Consider the following 16,375-nt stretch of genomic DNA (forward strand, 5'->3'; position numbering starts at 1 on the left):
GTCCGAGATATCGGAATATCGCCGAGGTGGCCCCTAGCTTCAGCGCAGACCTGCGACCCAGCCAGCGCTCACTTCGACAGCGAGCGTGCAATGATCGTCCGCTGGATTTCCGATGAGCCTTCGTAGATGCGGTAAATCCGCGCATCGCGGACATAGCGCTCCAGCGGGAAGTCGCGGGTAAAACCGTATCCGCCGTGGATCTGCAGTGCTTCGTCGGCGATGAATGCGGCGGCCTCAGAGGCGGCGAGCTTCGCCGTAGCCGATGACCGAGTGAAGTCCACCTCGGCGTCGCGCTGTTCGGCGGCGTCCATCGTCAGAAGCCATGCCGATCGGTACTTCGTGTACATATCCGCGAGCTTGAAAGCGATGCCCTGGAGCCGGTTGAGCGGCTTTCCGCTGATCTTGCGTTCGCCAGCCCAATCCACGGCAGCGTCGAGTGCGGCCTTGCCGATTCCCAGACTCATTGCCGCAACTTCGATGCGTCCGCGGTCGAGCACGCGCATGGCTGTTGTGAAGCCTTCACCTTCGACGCCGAGCAGAGCATCCTCGGGGACAACGGTGTCGATGACGAACTCATAGACAGGGCTGCCGCGCAGACCCATCGTCTTCTCCGGGGGATTGAAATCCAACCCCGCCGAGGCGGCCTTCGTGTCGACGATGAATGCGCTGATTCCCTTGTGGCCAGCATCGACGTCGGTCTTCGCGTAGACGACGATGAAGTCCGCGAAGCCGGCGTTGGTGATGAAGCACTTCGTGCCCTTGAGATGCCAACCACCGTCGACCCGTGTGGCCTTCGTCGACATCTCCGCCGGGTTCGAACCGGCACCCGGCTCGGTGAGCCCGAAAGCGCCGATGACCTCGCCGGCAGCGGTACGTGGCAGCCACGCTTCGCGTTGGGCATCGGTGCCGCCGAGGAGGATCGAGTCGGTGGCGAGGAACTGTGCGGTGACGATCGACGCGGTCGATGCGCACGCCTCGGTGATGGCGGCGACCATCTGGCTCATCGCCACCGAACCGACGCCGGGCCCGCCGAATTCCTCGGGCAGGTTGAGCCCCATGACCCCCACCTCGGCGAGGGTCTTCAGGGTTTCGTCGGAGACGCGTTCGTTCGCGTCGGCGGCCGCGGCCTGTGGGACGAGGACGTCCTTGCTGATCGAGACGACGGCGTCGACGAGTTCCTGTTCATCGGCGGTGATGTCGAAGGCCATAAGAGTGCTCCTTTGCAATGGGGATCGGTTCGATGGAATTGGACGGGGTCCCGACCAGGAGGATCGGGGAATCCTGACTGAGAGGCCAGGGGATTCGTGCGGAGTGCGCCGCCTCGGCGAGGTTGAGGCCAGCCGGTCAGGTCAGCGTGCGTCGGTGGGTGCGGCGAAGTCGGCGTTGTGTTCGCCGAGGCGGGGCGCCGGAAGCGCGGACGCCGGGCGGGTGCCGTCGACAAGGAGCGGGTGGCCGAGGAAGGCGTGCCCGGATCGGGGATCGGTGGCAGTGAGATCGCGATCGGAGCCGATGGGGCCGGTGACCGCCTCGGCGAAATCGAGGACGGGGGAGTTCGGGATTCCGGCGGCATCGAAGATCTCGCACAGCTCGGTCACGGTGCGCCCGGTGGTGAATTCTTCGATCTCGATGCGCAGCGCGTCGTCGTTGTCCGACCGATGAGCGTCGGTGGCGAAGCGCGGATCGGTGGCCAGCTCCGGCTTGCCGAGGGTCTGGGCAAGAGTACCGAAGAGCCGGTCGTTGGCCACGGCGATGACGAGGAGTCCGTCGGCGGCGCGATAGGTGTCGAACGGTGCCGAGACGGGGTGGCGGTTGCCGACCCGGGTGGGGGCGGATCCAGCGGAGTGGAGGGAGGCGTTCGTCGGCTGCATGGCGAGCATGACGTCGAGCATCGGAATGTCGATATGGGCACCTTCGCCGGTCGTCTGGCGGTGGAAGAGCGCCGAGGAGATGCCGAAGGCGGCGAAGACTCCGGCGGAGACGTCGGCGATGGATTCGCCGACTCGGGTGGGGGAGCCGTCGGGGAAGCCGGTCGAGGCCATGAGGCCGCTCAGGGCCTGGATGACCGTGTCGTAGGCGGGGCGTTTGGCTTGGGTGCCGTGCTGTCCGAAGCCGGAGATCGACGCGTAAACGATATCGGGTTTGACGGCCTTGAGGTTCTCATAGGACAGGCCGAGCTTCGCGGCGACGCCGGGCCGGAAGTTCTCGACGACGACATCGCAGCTCGCGATGAGATCGAGCAGTCGAGCGTGGTCTTCCGGGTCCTTGAGATCGGCCTCGATCGAGCGCTTTCCGCGGTTGAGTCCGGTGAAGTAAGTCGACCCGGAATCTGTGAAGGGTCCGAGATGTCGGGAATCGTCCCCGTGGCCGGGCATCTCGATCTTGATGACCTCGGCGCCCTGATCGGCGAGCATCGCCGTGGCGTAGGGACCGGCGAGGACTCGGGAGAAATCGGCGACCCGAACCCCGGTCAGCAGCTGCTTCGTTGCGTTCATGTTCCTCATCCTCGGCGCTGACCTGGGCGAAGACAACGGGGTCTCCGCGGATTTCGTCCGAGGTGTCGGACTGGATCGAGCGCTGACGGGCGGTCCGTCCCTGGGGTGGCCTGAGTCGGCGTGAAGGGCCGCCCGCGACAGACGCGGACGGCCCTTCACTCGGCCTGCGGTGAGCTGCTGGCTCCTCGAGTCGATCAGCCTCAGGCGAGGCCGTCCTGTCAGGCCACGCGTTCGAAGACCGCAGCCATGCCCTGACCGCCGCCGATGCACATGGTCTCGAGGCCGTAGCGCGATTCGCGGCGATCCATCTCCCGCAGCAGGGTCGCGAGGATGCGCCCACCGGTCGCGCCGACCGGGTGGCCCAGTGAGATGCCCGAGCCGTTGACGTTGAGACGCTCGGCGAAGTCGGATTCGGACAGCTTCCATTCGGTCGTGCAGGCGAGCACCTGCGCCGCGAATGCCTCGTTGAGTTCGATGAGGTCGATATCGACGAGTTCGAGACCCGCGCGCTGCAGTGCCTTCGCGGTCGCCGGGACCGGGCCGATGCCCATGGTTTTCGGCGGCACACCGGCCACGGCCCAGCTGCGCATGCGGGCGAAGACCCGCAGACCCAGCTCGGCGGCCTTGGCTGCGGTGGTGACGATGCACAGGGCGGCACCATCGTTCTGACCCGAGGCATTGCCGGCGGTCACCGTGGCCTCATCGTCGGACTTCCCGAGCATCGGCTTGAGCTTCGCGAGCTTCTCGACCGTCGATCCGGGACGGATGTGCTCATCGGTCGTGATGACCTGTTCAGGGGTCTTCCGGGTGGCCGGCAGCGTGATCGGCACGATCTCGTCGGCGAACTTCCCTTCCTCAGTCGCCGAGGCGGCACGACGATGCGATTCAACGGCGTAGACGTCCTGGTCCTCCCGCGAGATCTTGTACTCCCGACGCAGGTTCTCCGCGGTTTCGATCATTCCGCCCGGCACCGGGTAGTCATTGCCGCCGGCGGTGAGGCGGCCGCGGACGAGGCCGTCTTTGAGCTCGACGTTGCCGCCCCTGATGCCCCAGCGGATCTCCTCATTGAAGAACGGTGCGCGGCTCATCGACTCGACGCCGCCGGCGACGACGAGGTCCGCGAAACCGGCTGAGATCATCGCGTGGGCGTCGGCGATCGCCTGCAGGCCGGAGCCGCAGCGACGGTCGACCTGACGGCCCGGAACGGTGATCGGCAGTCCCGCGTTGAGGGCGACGACGCGGCCGATCGCCGGGGTCTCCATGTGCGGATAGCAGTTGCCGAGGACGACATCCTCAATGGCTTCACCCGGCAGGTCGGTCTTCTCCAGCAGAGCTTTCAGGACCTGACGGCCGAGCTCCTCGTGCGGAACGTCCTTGAACTGTCCGCCGAATCCGCCCACGGGGGAGCGGAGAGGTTCGCAGATGACGATGTCTTCGGACACGGAGTCTCCCTTTGGTTGCGGTCGCACCGTCCCGCTTGTGGGGCCGGAACGTCGACACGATCGGCATCACTGCCGAATTTGGTATTAATACTTTCCCATTTATGAACATATCCGAATGGATTGCGCCTGACAAGGGTGCGTCTCAATGAATGGGCCTCATAGTGACGGCGCGGCACTGGTGGGTGGGTCGCCTCGGTGACGGTATGCGGGGTCGCTGGATTCGATTCGCAAGATTCGCCAGCCTGGCCGGCTTGCGGCGGCCAGGCCGCTCAGCGGACGGTCGGCAGTACCGCCTCGGCGACATCGAGCACCGTGTTCAGGGCGGCGTCCTGCTGATCGAGTCGGTAGGCGAGGTGGAGCTGGGTGGCTTCGTTCGGGAGATCGAGCGGAACCGCGGCGATCCGCGAGTCGTAGCCGGCGGCGACGGAATCGAACGTAATCGTCACGCCCATCCCGGCGGCCACGAGCGCGGAGATCGACTGCGAGTCGGGGGCCTCCTGGACGGTGCGCGGGCTGAACCCGGCGTCGAGGCACAGGCGCATGGCGGTCTCGCGCAGGTTCGAATTCGGTCGTGCGGGCAGGAGGACAAAGGGTTCGTCGGCGAGTTCCTTGACGCCGATCTTCTTCCGCTTCGCCAGGCGGTGAGAGCTCGGCAAGGCGACACATGGACGCTCGATCGCCACGGGGCGGCCGGCGATGAGCGGGGGTCGCCGACGCCACCGGACCAGCGCGAGGTCGAGAGTGCCGTCCATGATCCGCTCGAGGCCTTCGTCGGCATAGACCGTCGACTCGAGCTGGAAAGTGATGCCCGGATTGCGTTCGTGTGAGGCCGCCACGAGGGTGGCGGCCAGGTCGCGCGAGGACGGATGTGAGTAGCCGAAGCGCACGCGACCGACCTCACCGCTGGAAGAGCGGTGGACGGATTCGACGGCGGCCTGCTGAGTGGCGAGCATGTGCTTGGCCGGCTCGAGCAGGGCTTCACCGGCGGGGGAGAGGCTGACCGAACGGGTCGTGCGCTGGAACAGTGAGGCTCCGAGCTCGGTCTCCAGGGACCGGATGGTGCGGCTCAGCGGAGGCTGGGCCATGCCGAGGCGTTCGGCGGCACGACCGAAGTGGAGTTCTTCGGCGACGGCGACGAAGGCGCGGATCTGCTGCAGCTCCAAAATATTCTCCTGTGTCAGGCGGCCGCTGGGCGAGTGGCTTAATTATTGCATGAAAAAGTAATAATGGTAGGGCTATTTTGCAGATTTGGGTAATTGCTATAGCCTGCGAACCATGGATAGTGACACAGTCGTCAGTTTGCCTGAAGCCATTGAGCGTTACGTCAAGGACGGAGCCACGGTGGCGCTCGAGGGGTTCTCCCACCTTATCCCGTTCGCCGCCGGGCACGAGATCATCCGGCAGGGAATCTCCGGGCTCACCTTCTGCCGGCTCACCCCCGATCTGCTCAGCGACATGATGATCGCCGCCGACTGCGTCGATCGCCTCGTCTGCTCGTTCTTCGCCTCCGGTTCGGCCGGAAGCCTCTACGAGGTGCGGCGTCGCATCCAATCCGCCGACCCGCGTCCGCTCGAGGTCGAAGAGTACTCGCATCACGCGATGACCCTGCGCTATCACGCCGGCGCCGCCAGGTTGCCCTTCGCTCCGATCGGCTCCTTCGTCGGTTCGGATATCCCCGGCATCAACCCGGACATCCGCTCCGTCGTCGACCCGTACTCGGGGAAGAAGACCTACGTGGTCCCGCCGCTCAACCCTGACGTCACGATCGTCCATGCTCAGCGGGCCGACCGGCACGGAAACGTGCAGATCTGGGGCATCACCGGCACGCAGCAGGAAGCCGTCTACGCAGCGAAGCATGTCATCGTCACCGTCGAGGAGATCGTCGACGACGAGGTCGTCCGCTCAGACCCGAACCGCACCCTCATCCCGGCTCACGCCGTCGACGCCGTCTGTGAGGTCCCGACCGGAGCACACCCCTCCTATGTGCAGGGATCCTATGACCGTGACAACGCCTTCTACCGCGAATGGACGCCGATTTCGAAGGACCCGGCTCGGCTCCGGGAATGGCTCGACACCCATGTCCGCGGCACCCACGACCATGCTGAATACCTCCAGGCGATCGGCGCCGACCGGCTGTTGAGCCTGCGCGTGGCTCCACGCCCCTCCGGCACAGTCGATTACGGTCGCCGCGCCTTACTCAACGAAGGGACCGTGAAATGAGCACCACCTCGGCGAAGGAATTCACCGAAACCGAACTCATCGTCTGCGCGGCCGCGAAGATGCTCGCCCGTAGCCGCACCGTCTTCGCCGGGGTCGGTCTGCCGACGCTGGCCGTCGACCTGGCGCACCGCACGGTCAATCCTGGCATCCAGCTCATCTACGAATCCGGGGTCGCCGGCGCGCACCCGGAATCGATGGCCGAGGGTATCGCGGACTCCGTCGTCGTCTCCGGCGCCGAGGCGGTCGTGAACATGCATGCCCTGTTCGGATACGTCCTCCAAGGTGGGAACGTCGACGTCGGCTTCCTCGGAGCCGCTCAGGTCGACCGGTACGGTTCGCTGAACACCACGGTCATCGGCGACTGGGATTCGCCGAAGGTGCGCCTGCCCGGTTCCGGAGGGGCTGCGGACATCATGGCCAACGCAGGAGAGGTCTTCGTCGTCCTCCGCCGCCATGACCCGGCCGCGCTGCCCGCCGAACTCGACTTCACGACCTCCGCCTCGCCGGTGCGCGCGGCTGAGCAGCCGGACTTCATCCAGCCGCCCGGATTCGGCGTCTCCACCGTCATCACCCCGTTGGGGATCCTGCGGCGACGTGAGCGCCTCGGCGAGCTCGAACTCACAGAGGTGCACCCCGGGGTCACGGTCGAACAGGTGCAGGAGGCGACCGGTTGGGACCTCGCCGTCGCCGAGGATGTCCAGCAGACTCAGGCGCCGACGGCCGAGGAAGTCCGCTTACTCCGCGACGAGATCGATACGGTCCGGCTCTACCTGCGGTAGGTGGGACCGGAGTCGGCTGAATCGGTACGTCTTTCTCTGGATTGCTCACCGAGGAACGTGGGCAGTCCAGAGTGGACAGTACCTAGAAGTTGCTGGCGATGCGGTCTTTGATGCTTCTTGGGAGGTGCGGCGCAGACGGGTACGATGAGCCGTATGTCGAGCCCCGAATCGGACACTCAGGGGCTGTCGGTCACGCCGTCAGCCCCTCACCTCCGCTGATCCCCTAACTCTGCTGTCCGGTGTTGCCCGCAGCACGACCTTCGGGAGTTTTTGGGCGCTGACCGTGGTGACGAGACGTTCTTTTGTTCGTACTCTCACTTCGGAGTTATCTCGATGCCTTTTGTTCTTTATCTTCTTGCCCTGGCGGTCTTCGCTATGGGTACTTCCGAATTCATGCTCGCTGGCCTCGTGCCCGACATTGCCACAACCTTCGGCGTTTCCGTGGGGACTGCTGGTCTTCTGACCTCGGCATTCGCCGCAGGTATGGTGATCGGCGCACCTGCGATGGCCGCTCTCACTCGTCGCCTCCCTGCGAAAGCGACACTTTTGGGATGCGTGATCGTGTTCGCGCTGTCCCACGTCGTCGGAGCAATCTCACCAGACTTCACTGTCTTGTTCATTACTCGCGTGATCGCTGCGGTTGTCAATGCGGGCTTCTTGGCGGTTGCGCTGGGGGCGGCGACGAAACTCGTGACACCGGATGCCAAAGGTCGGGCCGTGGCGGTCCTGCTTGCGGGCACCACTGTCGCAACCGTTGCCGGCGTCCCGGCGGGTGCTCTGCTGGGGACGGCGCTCGGTTGGCAGTCGACGTTCTGGGCGATCGCTTTACTGTGCGTCCCCGCTGCGGTCGGCATTGCTGCGGGTTTCACCCATCAGTCTGACGAAGCCTCTCGGGAAGAGCCGTCTTCTACTTCGCTGCGGGCGGAGCTGTCGCAGCTGGCCTCTCCACGCCTGGTCTTAACGATGCTGCTCGCTGCCTTGGTGAATGCCGGAACTTTCTCCGCGCTGACTTTCCTGGCCCCGATCGTTACTGATACTGCCGGCCTGAGCCAGTGGTGGGTGTCAGGGGCGCTTATGCTTTTCGGCGCTGGCTCCTTCATCGGAGTCACCGTTGCAGGACGGTTCTCGGATGCCCGGCCCCGAATCGTCATCGTAGGCGGTGGAAGTGTTCTAGTGCTCGGGTGGTTTGCGTTGGCAATATTCGCGACGAACCCCGTTGCCCTGCTCGGGCTCGTTTTCGCTCAGGGTGTGTTGGGGTTCGCTGTTGGGAGCACGCTGATCACGCGAGTGCTCTATGCGGCGGCGGGTGCGCCCACTATGGCGGGGTCGTACGCGACAGCGGCGCTCAACGTCGGTGCGGCGGCAGGTCCAGTCCTCGCTGCTGCCGCACTCGGCGTTATGCCGGGTTCGCTTGGGCCTGTTTTGGTGGCTGTCGTCGCGACAGCAACGGCGTTGCTGGTCGCAGTTTCCCTTCTTCGGCTGGTTGCGCCCAGGGACAACGTCCTGGCTTCATACACCTAGACCATGCAACGTGATGCGGCCCCGAGTTCGCAGTGAACTCGGGGCCGCATTGTCGTAGAGGCTGGGTCCCAGAGGGGCTGAGGTCGGGGCCTCAGAGACCTCAGGGGGTGACGGGCATGCGTGGTGGAACAGGCTTGGAATCCGTGCTCGTGGCGTCGGCATTTGGTGCTGTGTCGCTCGTGCCAGGCCCGTCCGTTGGAGCGCCTTCGTCAGATGCGGCCTCAGCTGCTTCCACCTTCTCAGCGGCGAGAGCCTCGGCGAACTCTGCCTCGTCGGCGGCCTCGGCCTTCGAGTTCTCGCTCGCCCTCCATCCGGTCTTGTTCAGCAGGATGAGGGTGCAGATGAGGGAGACGAGCGCATAGCTGGCGCTGAGGATCGCCACCGGAATGATGGAATCCGAACTGTTGTACATCCATTGCGCGGCCGCCGCAGTGCCGCCGCCCACGGTCATCGAGCACAGCTGGTAGGCCAGCGAGATTCCCGTGTACCGGACCCGAGTGGGGAACGCCCGGGCGATGATTCCGCCGATGCCGGCGTAGAACAGCGAGTGCGGAACAGTTGCGGCGGCCATGGCTGCGAGGGCGATCCCGGGATGGCCCAGTTCGATCGCGAAGAACATGAGCGGCATGAGGACGAACTCCGGAACGATGATCCAGACGATCGCCTTGCGCATGTCCTTGACCCGGTCGAGGATGACCGCGCCGAACGGCTGGACGATGAACTGCACGACGAGGGCGAGCGTGACGACGCCGAGGAACGTCGACGAACTGTACGCCCAGGGGTGGGTGGTGTCCGTGGCCCAGGCAGTGGCGAACGTCGTCTTGAGATAGGTGACCTGAATGAGCGGCAGCGAACCGGCGCCGAGGAGGATGAGCACCCAGTGCTTCTTGATCGCCTCGATGGCGGGAACCTTGACGACGGCGTCCTTCTTCTTCACGACCTTCATGTTCTCCGGCTCTTCGAGCTTGAGGCGGATGACGAGGCCGATGACGATGAGGAAGATCGAAGCGAGGAATGCAATCCTCCAGCCGTAGAGCAGGAACTGCGGGGTCGGCAGAAGCGCGAGGGCGAAGAACATGCCCGAGGAGATGAGGTTTCCTGCCGGAGATCCCTGCTGGGCGAAGGCCGAGTACAGGACCCCCTTGCCCTTCGGCGCGTTCTCACTGGCGATGAGCACGGAGCCGCCCCATTCGCCACCGACGGCGATGCCCTGCAGGATGCGCAGGCAGGTGAGGATGATCGGCGCGGCGATGCCGATGGTCGCGTATCCCGGCAGCAGGCCGACGAGGAACGATGCCGCGCCCATCATCACAAGGGTGACGACGAGCGTCTTCTTCCGGCCGTACTTGTCACCGAAGTGACCGAAGATGATTCCGCCGAGCGGACGTGCCAGGAAGCCGGCCCACAGTGTGACAAAGGAGAGCAGAGTGCCGACGCCGGCCGGCAGGGTGTCGGGGAAGAATACGTGACCGAACACCAGCGCCGAGGCGGTGCCGTAGATGTAGAAGTCGTACCACTCGATGGTGGTTCCGATGAATGATGCGATTCCGGCTTTCCGGGCTCGTTTCGCGGTGTTGACCGAGTCAGACATGCGATTCCTCTCAGGTGGAGCGTCATTGCGCCTACCGATGCCCAGCGTCGTTGACGTGGCATGGGTGCTTGTTCACAGTAAGTTGCTCACTGATGCCACGGCAAAGACTTTCTCGTTATACCTGTATAACCCGCGGTGATATTGAAGCCGGCTGTCCTTGATTTTCTGGGATTACCGATGCGTAATCCGGATCAGAGATAACTGTGTCTGATGCCGCGTGAAAGAATCTTGGAGAGATTGTTCCCCTCCGAGTATCAGAGTGCCGAGTTGCGCTCGCAGGTGCGCTCGCCGTGGGAATCCCTTGCCGAGGCGACACTCAGTCGCCGACGGGGTCGGCCATGGACTCCGAGGCGGCGACGAGGTCGAGGGCGAGGTCGCCGATGAGCGACGACTGGTCCTCCCTACGGACGGTGATCCAGGCCTGTGGGGCATTCGGGCGAGTGCCGACCCGCGTGAAGGTCAGTCGCTCATCGCTGCGGTAGCTCAGTGCCACCGGCGAAGGGACGAGCGAGACGCCGAGACCGTGTGCCACCATCTCGACGGCGGCTGACCAGCTGGCCGTCTGATGGTGGATCTGCGGTTCGAAGCCGTGCGTGCGGCAGATTCCCACGACGTTGTCGTGGTAGATCGGGGACGCACTCTTGCGAAAGATGACGAACGGGGAGTCGACGGCCTCGGCGATGGTGGTGATCGGTGACTCGGCGGGAGCGCACAGCCAGAAGGACTCCCTGGCCGCCGGAGTGCATGCGAGGTCGGGGTGTTGGAGGGGCATGTGCCCGCAGGCGATGTCGATATCGTGGCCGAGCAGCATGTTCGACTGCGCCGCCGAGGTGGCTTCCTCCGTGGTGACGAGGATGTTCGGATGCTCGGCGGAGAAATCCGTGATCGTCTGCGGCAGGCCGCGGTGGAGGAACGTGGCCACGGTGCCGATCGAGATCGAGGTCGGAGCCCCGGTGTTCACGGCTACCGCGTACTCGTTGAATCGGTGGGCGGCGCCGACGGCGGACTTCGCATAGGGCAGCAGCGCCTCTCCTGCCGCAGTCAGCTTCGTCACTGGACTGCGGTGGAACAGCGGTTTGCCGACGAAGTCCTCGAGCCGTTTGAGTTCGGCGCTCAATGCTGGCTGCGAGATGTTGACGGCATCGGCTGCGAGTTGGAATTTGCCGTGCTCAGCCAGGGCGATGAAGTACTGGAGGCGTTTGAGGCTTGGTTCTGCCATAACTGAAGATTATCAGAGATAAGAGAAATATCTTTGTCAGCCGCAGATTCTCGGGCGTACCGTCGAAGTAACCATCAAAGGAGATTATCTTGCGTGAGACTATCCCGTCGCCCGATACGACCATGACACCCGTGCCGGACAGCTACGGCATCGACCGATTCGCCGACGACCGGTCGCTGAACGACCTGCTGCCGCTCTATCTCGACGAGAAGCTGCTCGCGCATCTGCGTCCGGTGTTCGAGGACCTCGGGCCTCGCCTCGGCGGAGAGCTCGACGACCTTGCCCACGAAGCCGACGTCAATCCTCCGGTTCTCAAACACCGCACCCGCAATGGCGCCGACCAGCAGTCGATCGAGATCCACCCCGCGTACCGTCGCCTTCAGGAAGTCGCTTTCGGCGAACTCGGCCTGGCCGCGATGAGCCACCGGCCCGGCGTCCTCGGCTGGGACGAACCGATGCCTCCGATCGTCAAATACCTATTCGTCTACCTCTTCACGCAGGCGGAATTCGGATTGCTGTGCCCGGTGAACATGACCGACTCGCTCACCCGCACTCTGCGCAAGTACGGTTCACCCGAACTCGTCGACCGCTTCATCGACGGACTGACCAGCACCGACGTCGACACCCTGACTCAGGGTGCGATGTTCATGACCGAACAGGACGCCGGCTCTGACGTCGGCCGGGCGACGACCACGGCCGTCGACAACGGCGACGGTACCTGGGCGCTGACCGGCGAGAAGTGGTTCTGCTCGAACGCCGATGCCGACCTCGCCATGGTCCTCGCCCGCCCCGAAGGAGCCAAGCCCGGAATCAAGGGCATCGGACTCTTCCTCCTGCCTCGCACTCTCGAAGACGGTTCGCCGAACTCCATGCGGATCGTCCGCCTCAAGGACAAACTCGGCACCAAATCGATGCCCAGCGGCGAGATGAGCCTCCAAGGAGCGACCGCCTACCTCGTCGGCGACATCGGGCGCGGCTTCGTGCAGATGGCCGATATGGTCAACTCCTCGCGCCTGTCGAACGCCGTGCGCGCGGCCGGTCTCATGCGCCGCGCCTTCGCGGAGTCGAAGTTCGTCTGCCGCAATCGGGAGGCATTCGGCTCGACCCTGAGCAAGCTGCCCCTGCAGCGTCGCCAGCTCGCGAAGATCATGACGACGACGGAACAGGCGCTGTCGATCTCCCTGCACACCGCCGCCGTGTTCGCCCGCGCCGATGCCGGTGACGCCGAAGCCGCCTCGGTGCTGCGCATCCTCACTCCGCTCATCAAGTTCCGCGCCACCCGCGACGCCCGCAAGGTCACCGCCGATGCGATGGAGATCCGCGGCGGCGTCGGCTACATCGAGGAGTACGGTGACGCCCGCGTCTTCCGCGACTCGCAGCTCGGATCGATCTGGGAGGGCACCTCGAACATCGTCGCCCTCGACGTCATTCGTGCCGCCCACCGGGCGGGAACGCTCAAGCCGCTGTTTCTGCATCTGGAGACCCTCATCGCCGAGGCGGCCGACCTCCCGACCGCGTTCCGAGCACAGATCCAGTCGCTGAGTTCGACGCTGCTGCACGCGCTCGAAAACACTCCCGAAGGAGTTGAGCAGGCGCGGGTGCGCCAGCTCGCGACCGCGACGTACAACCTCGTCTGCGCTTCCATCATGGCCTCCGAAGGTGCGCAGATCGGAGACGGCCGCGGCGATTGGTCGCGCATCGTCATCGCTGCGCTGGTGCTGCGCCACAAACTCATGCCGCAGAACCCGCTCGTCCCCATCGTCGAAGATGACGCGGTTCTCGACGCCCTCATCGAGGGCTCCGGCATGGGTCGGGACGAAGCGTTCGCGGCTGTGGAGGACCTCCTCGGCGAAGGTGGAGCAGCTCAGTCCGCCGAGGATGGAACTGCGCGTTCCGGAGGGAGCGGGCAGTGAGCGCGGGATCACTCGCCGGGATCACGGTCGTCGATCTCTCGCGCATCCTCGGCGGGCCTTACTGCACGCAGATCCTCGCTGATCACGGGGCTGAGGTCATCAAGGTCGAGCCGCCGGCAGGGGACGATACGCGCACGTGGGGGCCGCCGTTCGTGGCGCCCGAGGTGTCGAGCTACTTCGCTGGGATCAACCGGAACAAGCGGATGATGACTCTCGATCTGCGCACCGTTGAGGGGCAGGAGGCGCTGCATGGGCTGCTGGCCGGTGCCGACGTCCTCGTCGAGAACTTCAAGACCGGGACGTTGGCGAAATGGGGGCTCGACCCTGTTTCGGATATTCCGAATCGCTACCCGCGTCTCGTGCACGCGTCCATCACCGGCTTCGGTGACGACGGACCGCTGGGCGGGCGGCCCGGGTACGACGCGATCATCCAGGCGATGTCCGGGCTGATGTCGGTCAACGGCGACGAATCGACCGGGCCGATGCGCATCGGCATGCCCGCCGTCGACATGGTCACCGGACTCAACGCGTCCATCGGCGTGCTCATGGCGCTGCAGGAACGCGTGTCGTCCGGGCGCGGACAGCGGGTCGAGACGACGCTCTTCGACTGCGGGATCTCCGTGATGCACCCGCACCTGCCGAACTTCTTCGGCGGTGGAGGTGCGCCGAAGCTCTCCGGCAACGATCATCCGAACATCGCCCCGTATTCGGCCTTCGCGACCGGGTCCGGGCAGGTGTTCATCACTGCTGGGAACGACGGACAGTTCGCCAAGCTCGTCGGCCACCTCGGTGCTCCGGGGCTCGCCGAGGACCCGCGGTTCGTCGACAATGCCGCCCGCCTGGGTAACCGGGATGCGCTGCGCACTGAGCTCGAAGCGCTCATGGCTGAGACCTCGGCGGAGAAGCTGTCCGAGGAGCTCATGAGCATCGGCGTTCCTGCCGGCCCAATCCTCGACGCCGCCGAGGTGGTCGAACACCCGCATACCGCGCACCGTGAGATGGTCGTGGAGATGGGCGACGGCTACCGCGGAGTTGCCTCGCCGATCAAGCTCGCCCGGACTCCGGCCAGCTACCGGATCTCGCCGGTGCAGCCGGTTGCGGAGGTCGCCGGCGGGGACGATGGCGAAGGGCAGTATGGCGCGGAGGTCGAAGGGCACCCGCACGCGGCTGTCGAGGAGTCGGCGAGGATCTGAACGAAACTGCCGGGGCTGCCTCGGTGGGAAATCTGTGTGGGTGGCGCGTGGAACCGATCAGTGCTGCGTGAGTCTCGGGGAGCGGCGAACCCGGCATCGATTCATCTATGTCCGAAATGTCGGACGGAACTTGATGCGGGCCACTTCCGCATTCTGCTCCAGTCGTCAGAATGGATGGTGTAGTCAGAGCCGACAGCGCAGGGGAGCCCACACCTCGGCGCGACGGCGAAGCGGCAGCCAAGCATCCGCCTCGTCGGACACAGCGACAAGGAGAATCCCATGACCACCAAGCCGTCGTTCACCCAGCACGACCCGTCCCGCGTCATCCGCGCCGACCGCGGAACCGAGATCACCGCGAAGTCCTGGCAGACCGAAGCACCCAAGCGCATGCTCATGAACAACCTCGACCCCGAGGTCGCCGAACGTCCCGAAGACCTCGTCGTCTACGGCGGCACCGGCCGCGCCGCCCGCTCCTGGGAAGCATATGACGCAATCGTGCGCACCCTCGACGACCTCGAGGACGACGAGACCCTCCTCATCCAGTCCGGCAAACCGGTCGGCGTCATGCGCACCCACGAATGGGCGCCTCGAGTGCTCATCGCGAACTCCAACCTCGTCGGCGACTGGGCCAACTGGGAGCACTTCCGCGAGCTCGAGGCCGAGGGCCTGATGATGTACGGCCAGATGACCGCCGGATCCTGGATCTACATCGCCACTCAGGGCATCCTCCAGGGCACTTACGAAACCTTCGGCGCCATCGCCCGCAAGCGCTTCGACGGCACCCTGGCCGGCACCCTGACCATCACCGCCGGCTGCGGCGGCATGGGCGGAGCCCAGCCGCTGTCCGTGACCCTCAACGGCGGCGTCTGCCTCATCATCGACGTCGACAAGACCCGCCTCGACCGCCGCAAGGGCAAGCGCTACCTCGACGAGGTCGAAACCGACCTCGACACCGCACTGGCCAAGGTCATCGAAGCGAAGAAGAACAAGCAGGCACTGTCGGTCGGACTCGTCGGCAACGCCGCCGAGATCCTCCCGCTCATCCTCGACCGCCCCGAGGCCGCCGAAGTCGACATCGTCACCGACCAGACCTCCGCCCACGACCCGCTGTCCTACCTGCCGATCGGCGTGAGCGTCGACGAATGGCACGACGAAGCCGAACAGGACGCCGAGAAGTTCACCATCCGCGCCGAAGAATCCATGGCCAAGCACGTGAAGGCCATGGTCGAATTTCAGGACCGCGGCGCCGAGGTCTTCGACTACGGCAACTCGATCCGCGACGAAGCCCGCAAGGCCGGCTACGACCGCGCCTTCGAATTCCCCGGCTTCGTCCCCGCCTACATCCGTCCCCTCTTCTGCGAAGGACTCGGCCCCTTCCGCTGGGTGGCCCTGTCCGGCGACCCGAAGGACATCGAGGTCACCGATCAGGCGCTGAAGGAACTCTTCCCGGAGAACGAACACCTCCACACCTGGCTCGACGCCGCCAACGAATACGTCGAGTTCGAAGGACTGCCCGCCCGCATCTGCTGGCTCGGCTACAAGGAACGCCATCAGGCTGGCCTGCTATTCAACCAGCTCGTCGCCGAAGGCAAGATCTCGGCCCCGATCGTCATCGGCCGTGACCACCTCGACTCCGGTTCCGTCGCCAGCCCCTACCGTGAGACCGAATCCATGCTCGACGGCACGGACGCCGTGGCCGACTGGCCGCTGCTCAACGCCCTGGTCAACACCTCCTCGGGCGCCACCTGGGTCTCCATCCACCACGGCGGCGGCGTCGGCATCGGCCGCTCCATCCACGCCGGCCAGGTCTCCGTGGCCGACGGCACCGAACTGGCCGCGAAGAAGCTCGCCCGCCTGCTCACCAACGACCCGGGCATGGGCGTCATCCGCCACGTCGACGCCGGCTACGAGCGCGCCTCCGAAGTCGCAGCCGAGCGTGGTCAGCGCGTGCCGATGATCCCCGAGCTCGACAAGCGCGACGAGGAATCCGCCGCACAGTAAGCAG

Annotated in this window: 12 protein-coding genes; 6 read left to right on the forward strand and 6 right to left on the reverse strand. The window is 65.2% G+C overall.

Annotated features, from left to right (window positions below):
• Positions 1–68: 68 nt before the first annotated feature.
• From L1F31_RS01945 to L1F31_RS01960, 4 genes are all read right to left on the reverse strand, one after another.
• Positions 69–1,208, reverse strand: a complete 1,140-nt coding sequence (locus L1F31_RS01945) for an acyl-CoA dehydrogenase family protein (RefSeq protein ID WP_265419022.1) — start codon at positions 1,206–1,208, stop codon at positions 69–71.
• A gap of 141 nt (positions 1,209–1,349) precedes the next feature.
• Positions 1,350–2,492, reverse strand: coding sequence for a CaiB/BaiF CoA transferase family protein (locus L1F31_RS01950; RefSeq protein WP_265419023.1), 1,143 nt, complete (start codon positions 2,490–2,492; stop codon positions 1,350–1,352).
• A 218-nt stretch (positions 2,493–2,710) separates the two neighbouring features.
• The gene (locus tag L1F31_RS01955) at positions 2,711–3,934 is read right to left on the reverse strand and encodes an acetyl-CoA C-acetyltransferase (protein WP_265419024.1); all 1,224 of its coding nucleotides are present in this window, start codon (positions 3,932–3,934) and stop codon (positions 2,711–2,713) included.
• Between the two features lie 269 nt (positions 3,935–4,203).
• Complete coding sequence (locus tag L1F31_RS01960; protein WP_265419025.1) at positions 4,204–5,097, reverse strand: LysR family transcriptional regulator; 894 nt, start codon at positions 5,095–5,097, stop codon at positions 4,204–4,206.
• 136 nt (positions 5,098–5,233) lie between these two features.
• On the opposite strand from L1F31_RS01960, the gene L1F31_RS01965 reads away from it, so the two are divergent.
• The 3 genes from L1F31_RS01965 to L1F31_RS01975 all read left to right on the forward strand — a co-directional run bounded on the left by L1F31_RS01965 (position 5,234) and on the right by L1F31_RS01975 (position 8,454).
• A complete protein-coding gene (locus L1F31_RS01965; RefSeq protein WP_265419026.1) occupies positions 5,234–6,154 on the forward strand; it encodes a CoA transferase subunit A in 921 nt (306 codons plus the stop codon).
• Positions 6,151–6,933, forward strand: coding sequence for a CoA-transferase subunit beta (locus L1F31_RS01970; RefSeq protein WP_265419027.1), 783 nt, complete (start codon positions 6,151–6,153; stop codon positions 6,931–6,933). The genes L1F31_RS01965 and L1F31_RS01970 overlap by 4 nt, the downstream gene beginning before the upstream one ends.
• 333 nt (positions 6,934–7,266) lie before the next feature.
• The gene (locus L1F31_RS01975; RefSeq protein ID WP_265419028.1) at positions 7,267–8,454 is read left to right on the forward strand and encodes a Cmx/CmrA family chloramphenicol efflux MFS transporter; all 1,188 of its coding nucleotides are present in this window, start codon (positions 7,267–7,269) and stop codon (positions 8,452–8,454) included.
• A 100-nt stretch (positions 8,455–8,554) separates the two neighbouring features.
• Here L1F31_RS01975 and L1F31_RS01980 read toward each other — a convergent pair whose 3' ends face one another.
• Together L1F31_RS01980 and L1F31_RS01985 are read right to left on the reverse strand one after the other, a co-directional pair.
• The gene (locus L1F31_RS01980; RefSeq protein ID WP_265419029.1) at positions 8,555–10,045 is read right to left on the reverse strand and encodes an MFS transporter; all 1,491 of its coding nucleotides are present in this window, start codon (positions 10,043–10,045) and stop codon (positions 8,555–8,557) included.
• Positions 10,046–10,361: 316 nt separating this feature from the next.
• Entirely contained in the window at positions 10,362–11,264 is a 903-nt protein-coding gene (locus tag L1F31_RS01985; protein ID WP_265419030.1) for a LysR family transcriptional regulator, read from the reverse strand.
• A gap of 89 nt (positions 11,265–11,353) precedes the next feature.
• On the opposite strand from L1F31_RS01985, the gene L1F31_RS01990 reads away from it, so the two are divergent.
• From L1F31_RS01990 to hutU, 3 genes are all read left to right on the forward strand, one after another.
• Positions 11,354–13,177 carry an acyl-CoA dehydrogenase family protein gene (locus L1F31_RS01990; protein WP_265419031.1) on the forward strand — a complete coding sequence of 608 codons (1,824 nt, stop codon included), beginning with the start codon at positions 11,354–11,356 and terminating at the stop codon, positions 13,175–13,177.
• On the forward strand, positions 13,174–14,370 hold the full coding sequence (locus tag L1F31_RS01995; protein ID WP_265419032.1) for a CaiB/BaiF CoA transferase family protein: 1,197 nt from the start codon (positions 13,174–13,176) through the stop codon (positions 14,368–14,370). Before L1F31_RS01990 ends, L1F31_RS01995 begins: the two co-directional genes overlap by 4 nt.
• A gap of 279 nt (positions 14,371–14,649) precedes the next feature.
• The gene (gene hutU, locus L1F31_RS02000; RefSeq protein WP_265419033.1) at positions 14,650–16,371 is read left to right on the forward strand and encodes a urocanate hydratase; all 1,722 of its coding nucleotides are present in this window, start codon (positions 14,650–14,652) and stop codon (positions 16,369–16,371) included.
• Positions 16,372–16,375 lie beyond the last annotated feature (4 nt).

Source organism: Brevibacterium spongiae (assembly GCF_026168515.1).
Taxonomy (GTDB): Bacteria; Actinomycetota; Actinomycetes; order Actinomycetales; family Brevibacteriaceae; genus Brevibacterium; species Brevibacterium spongiae.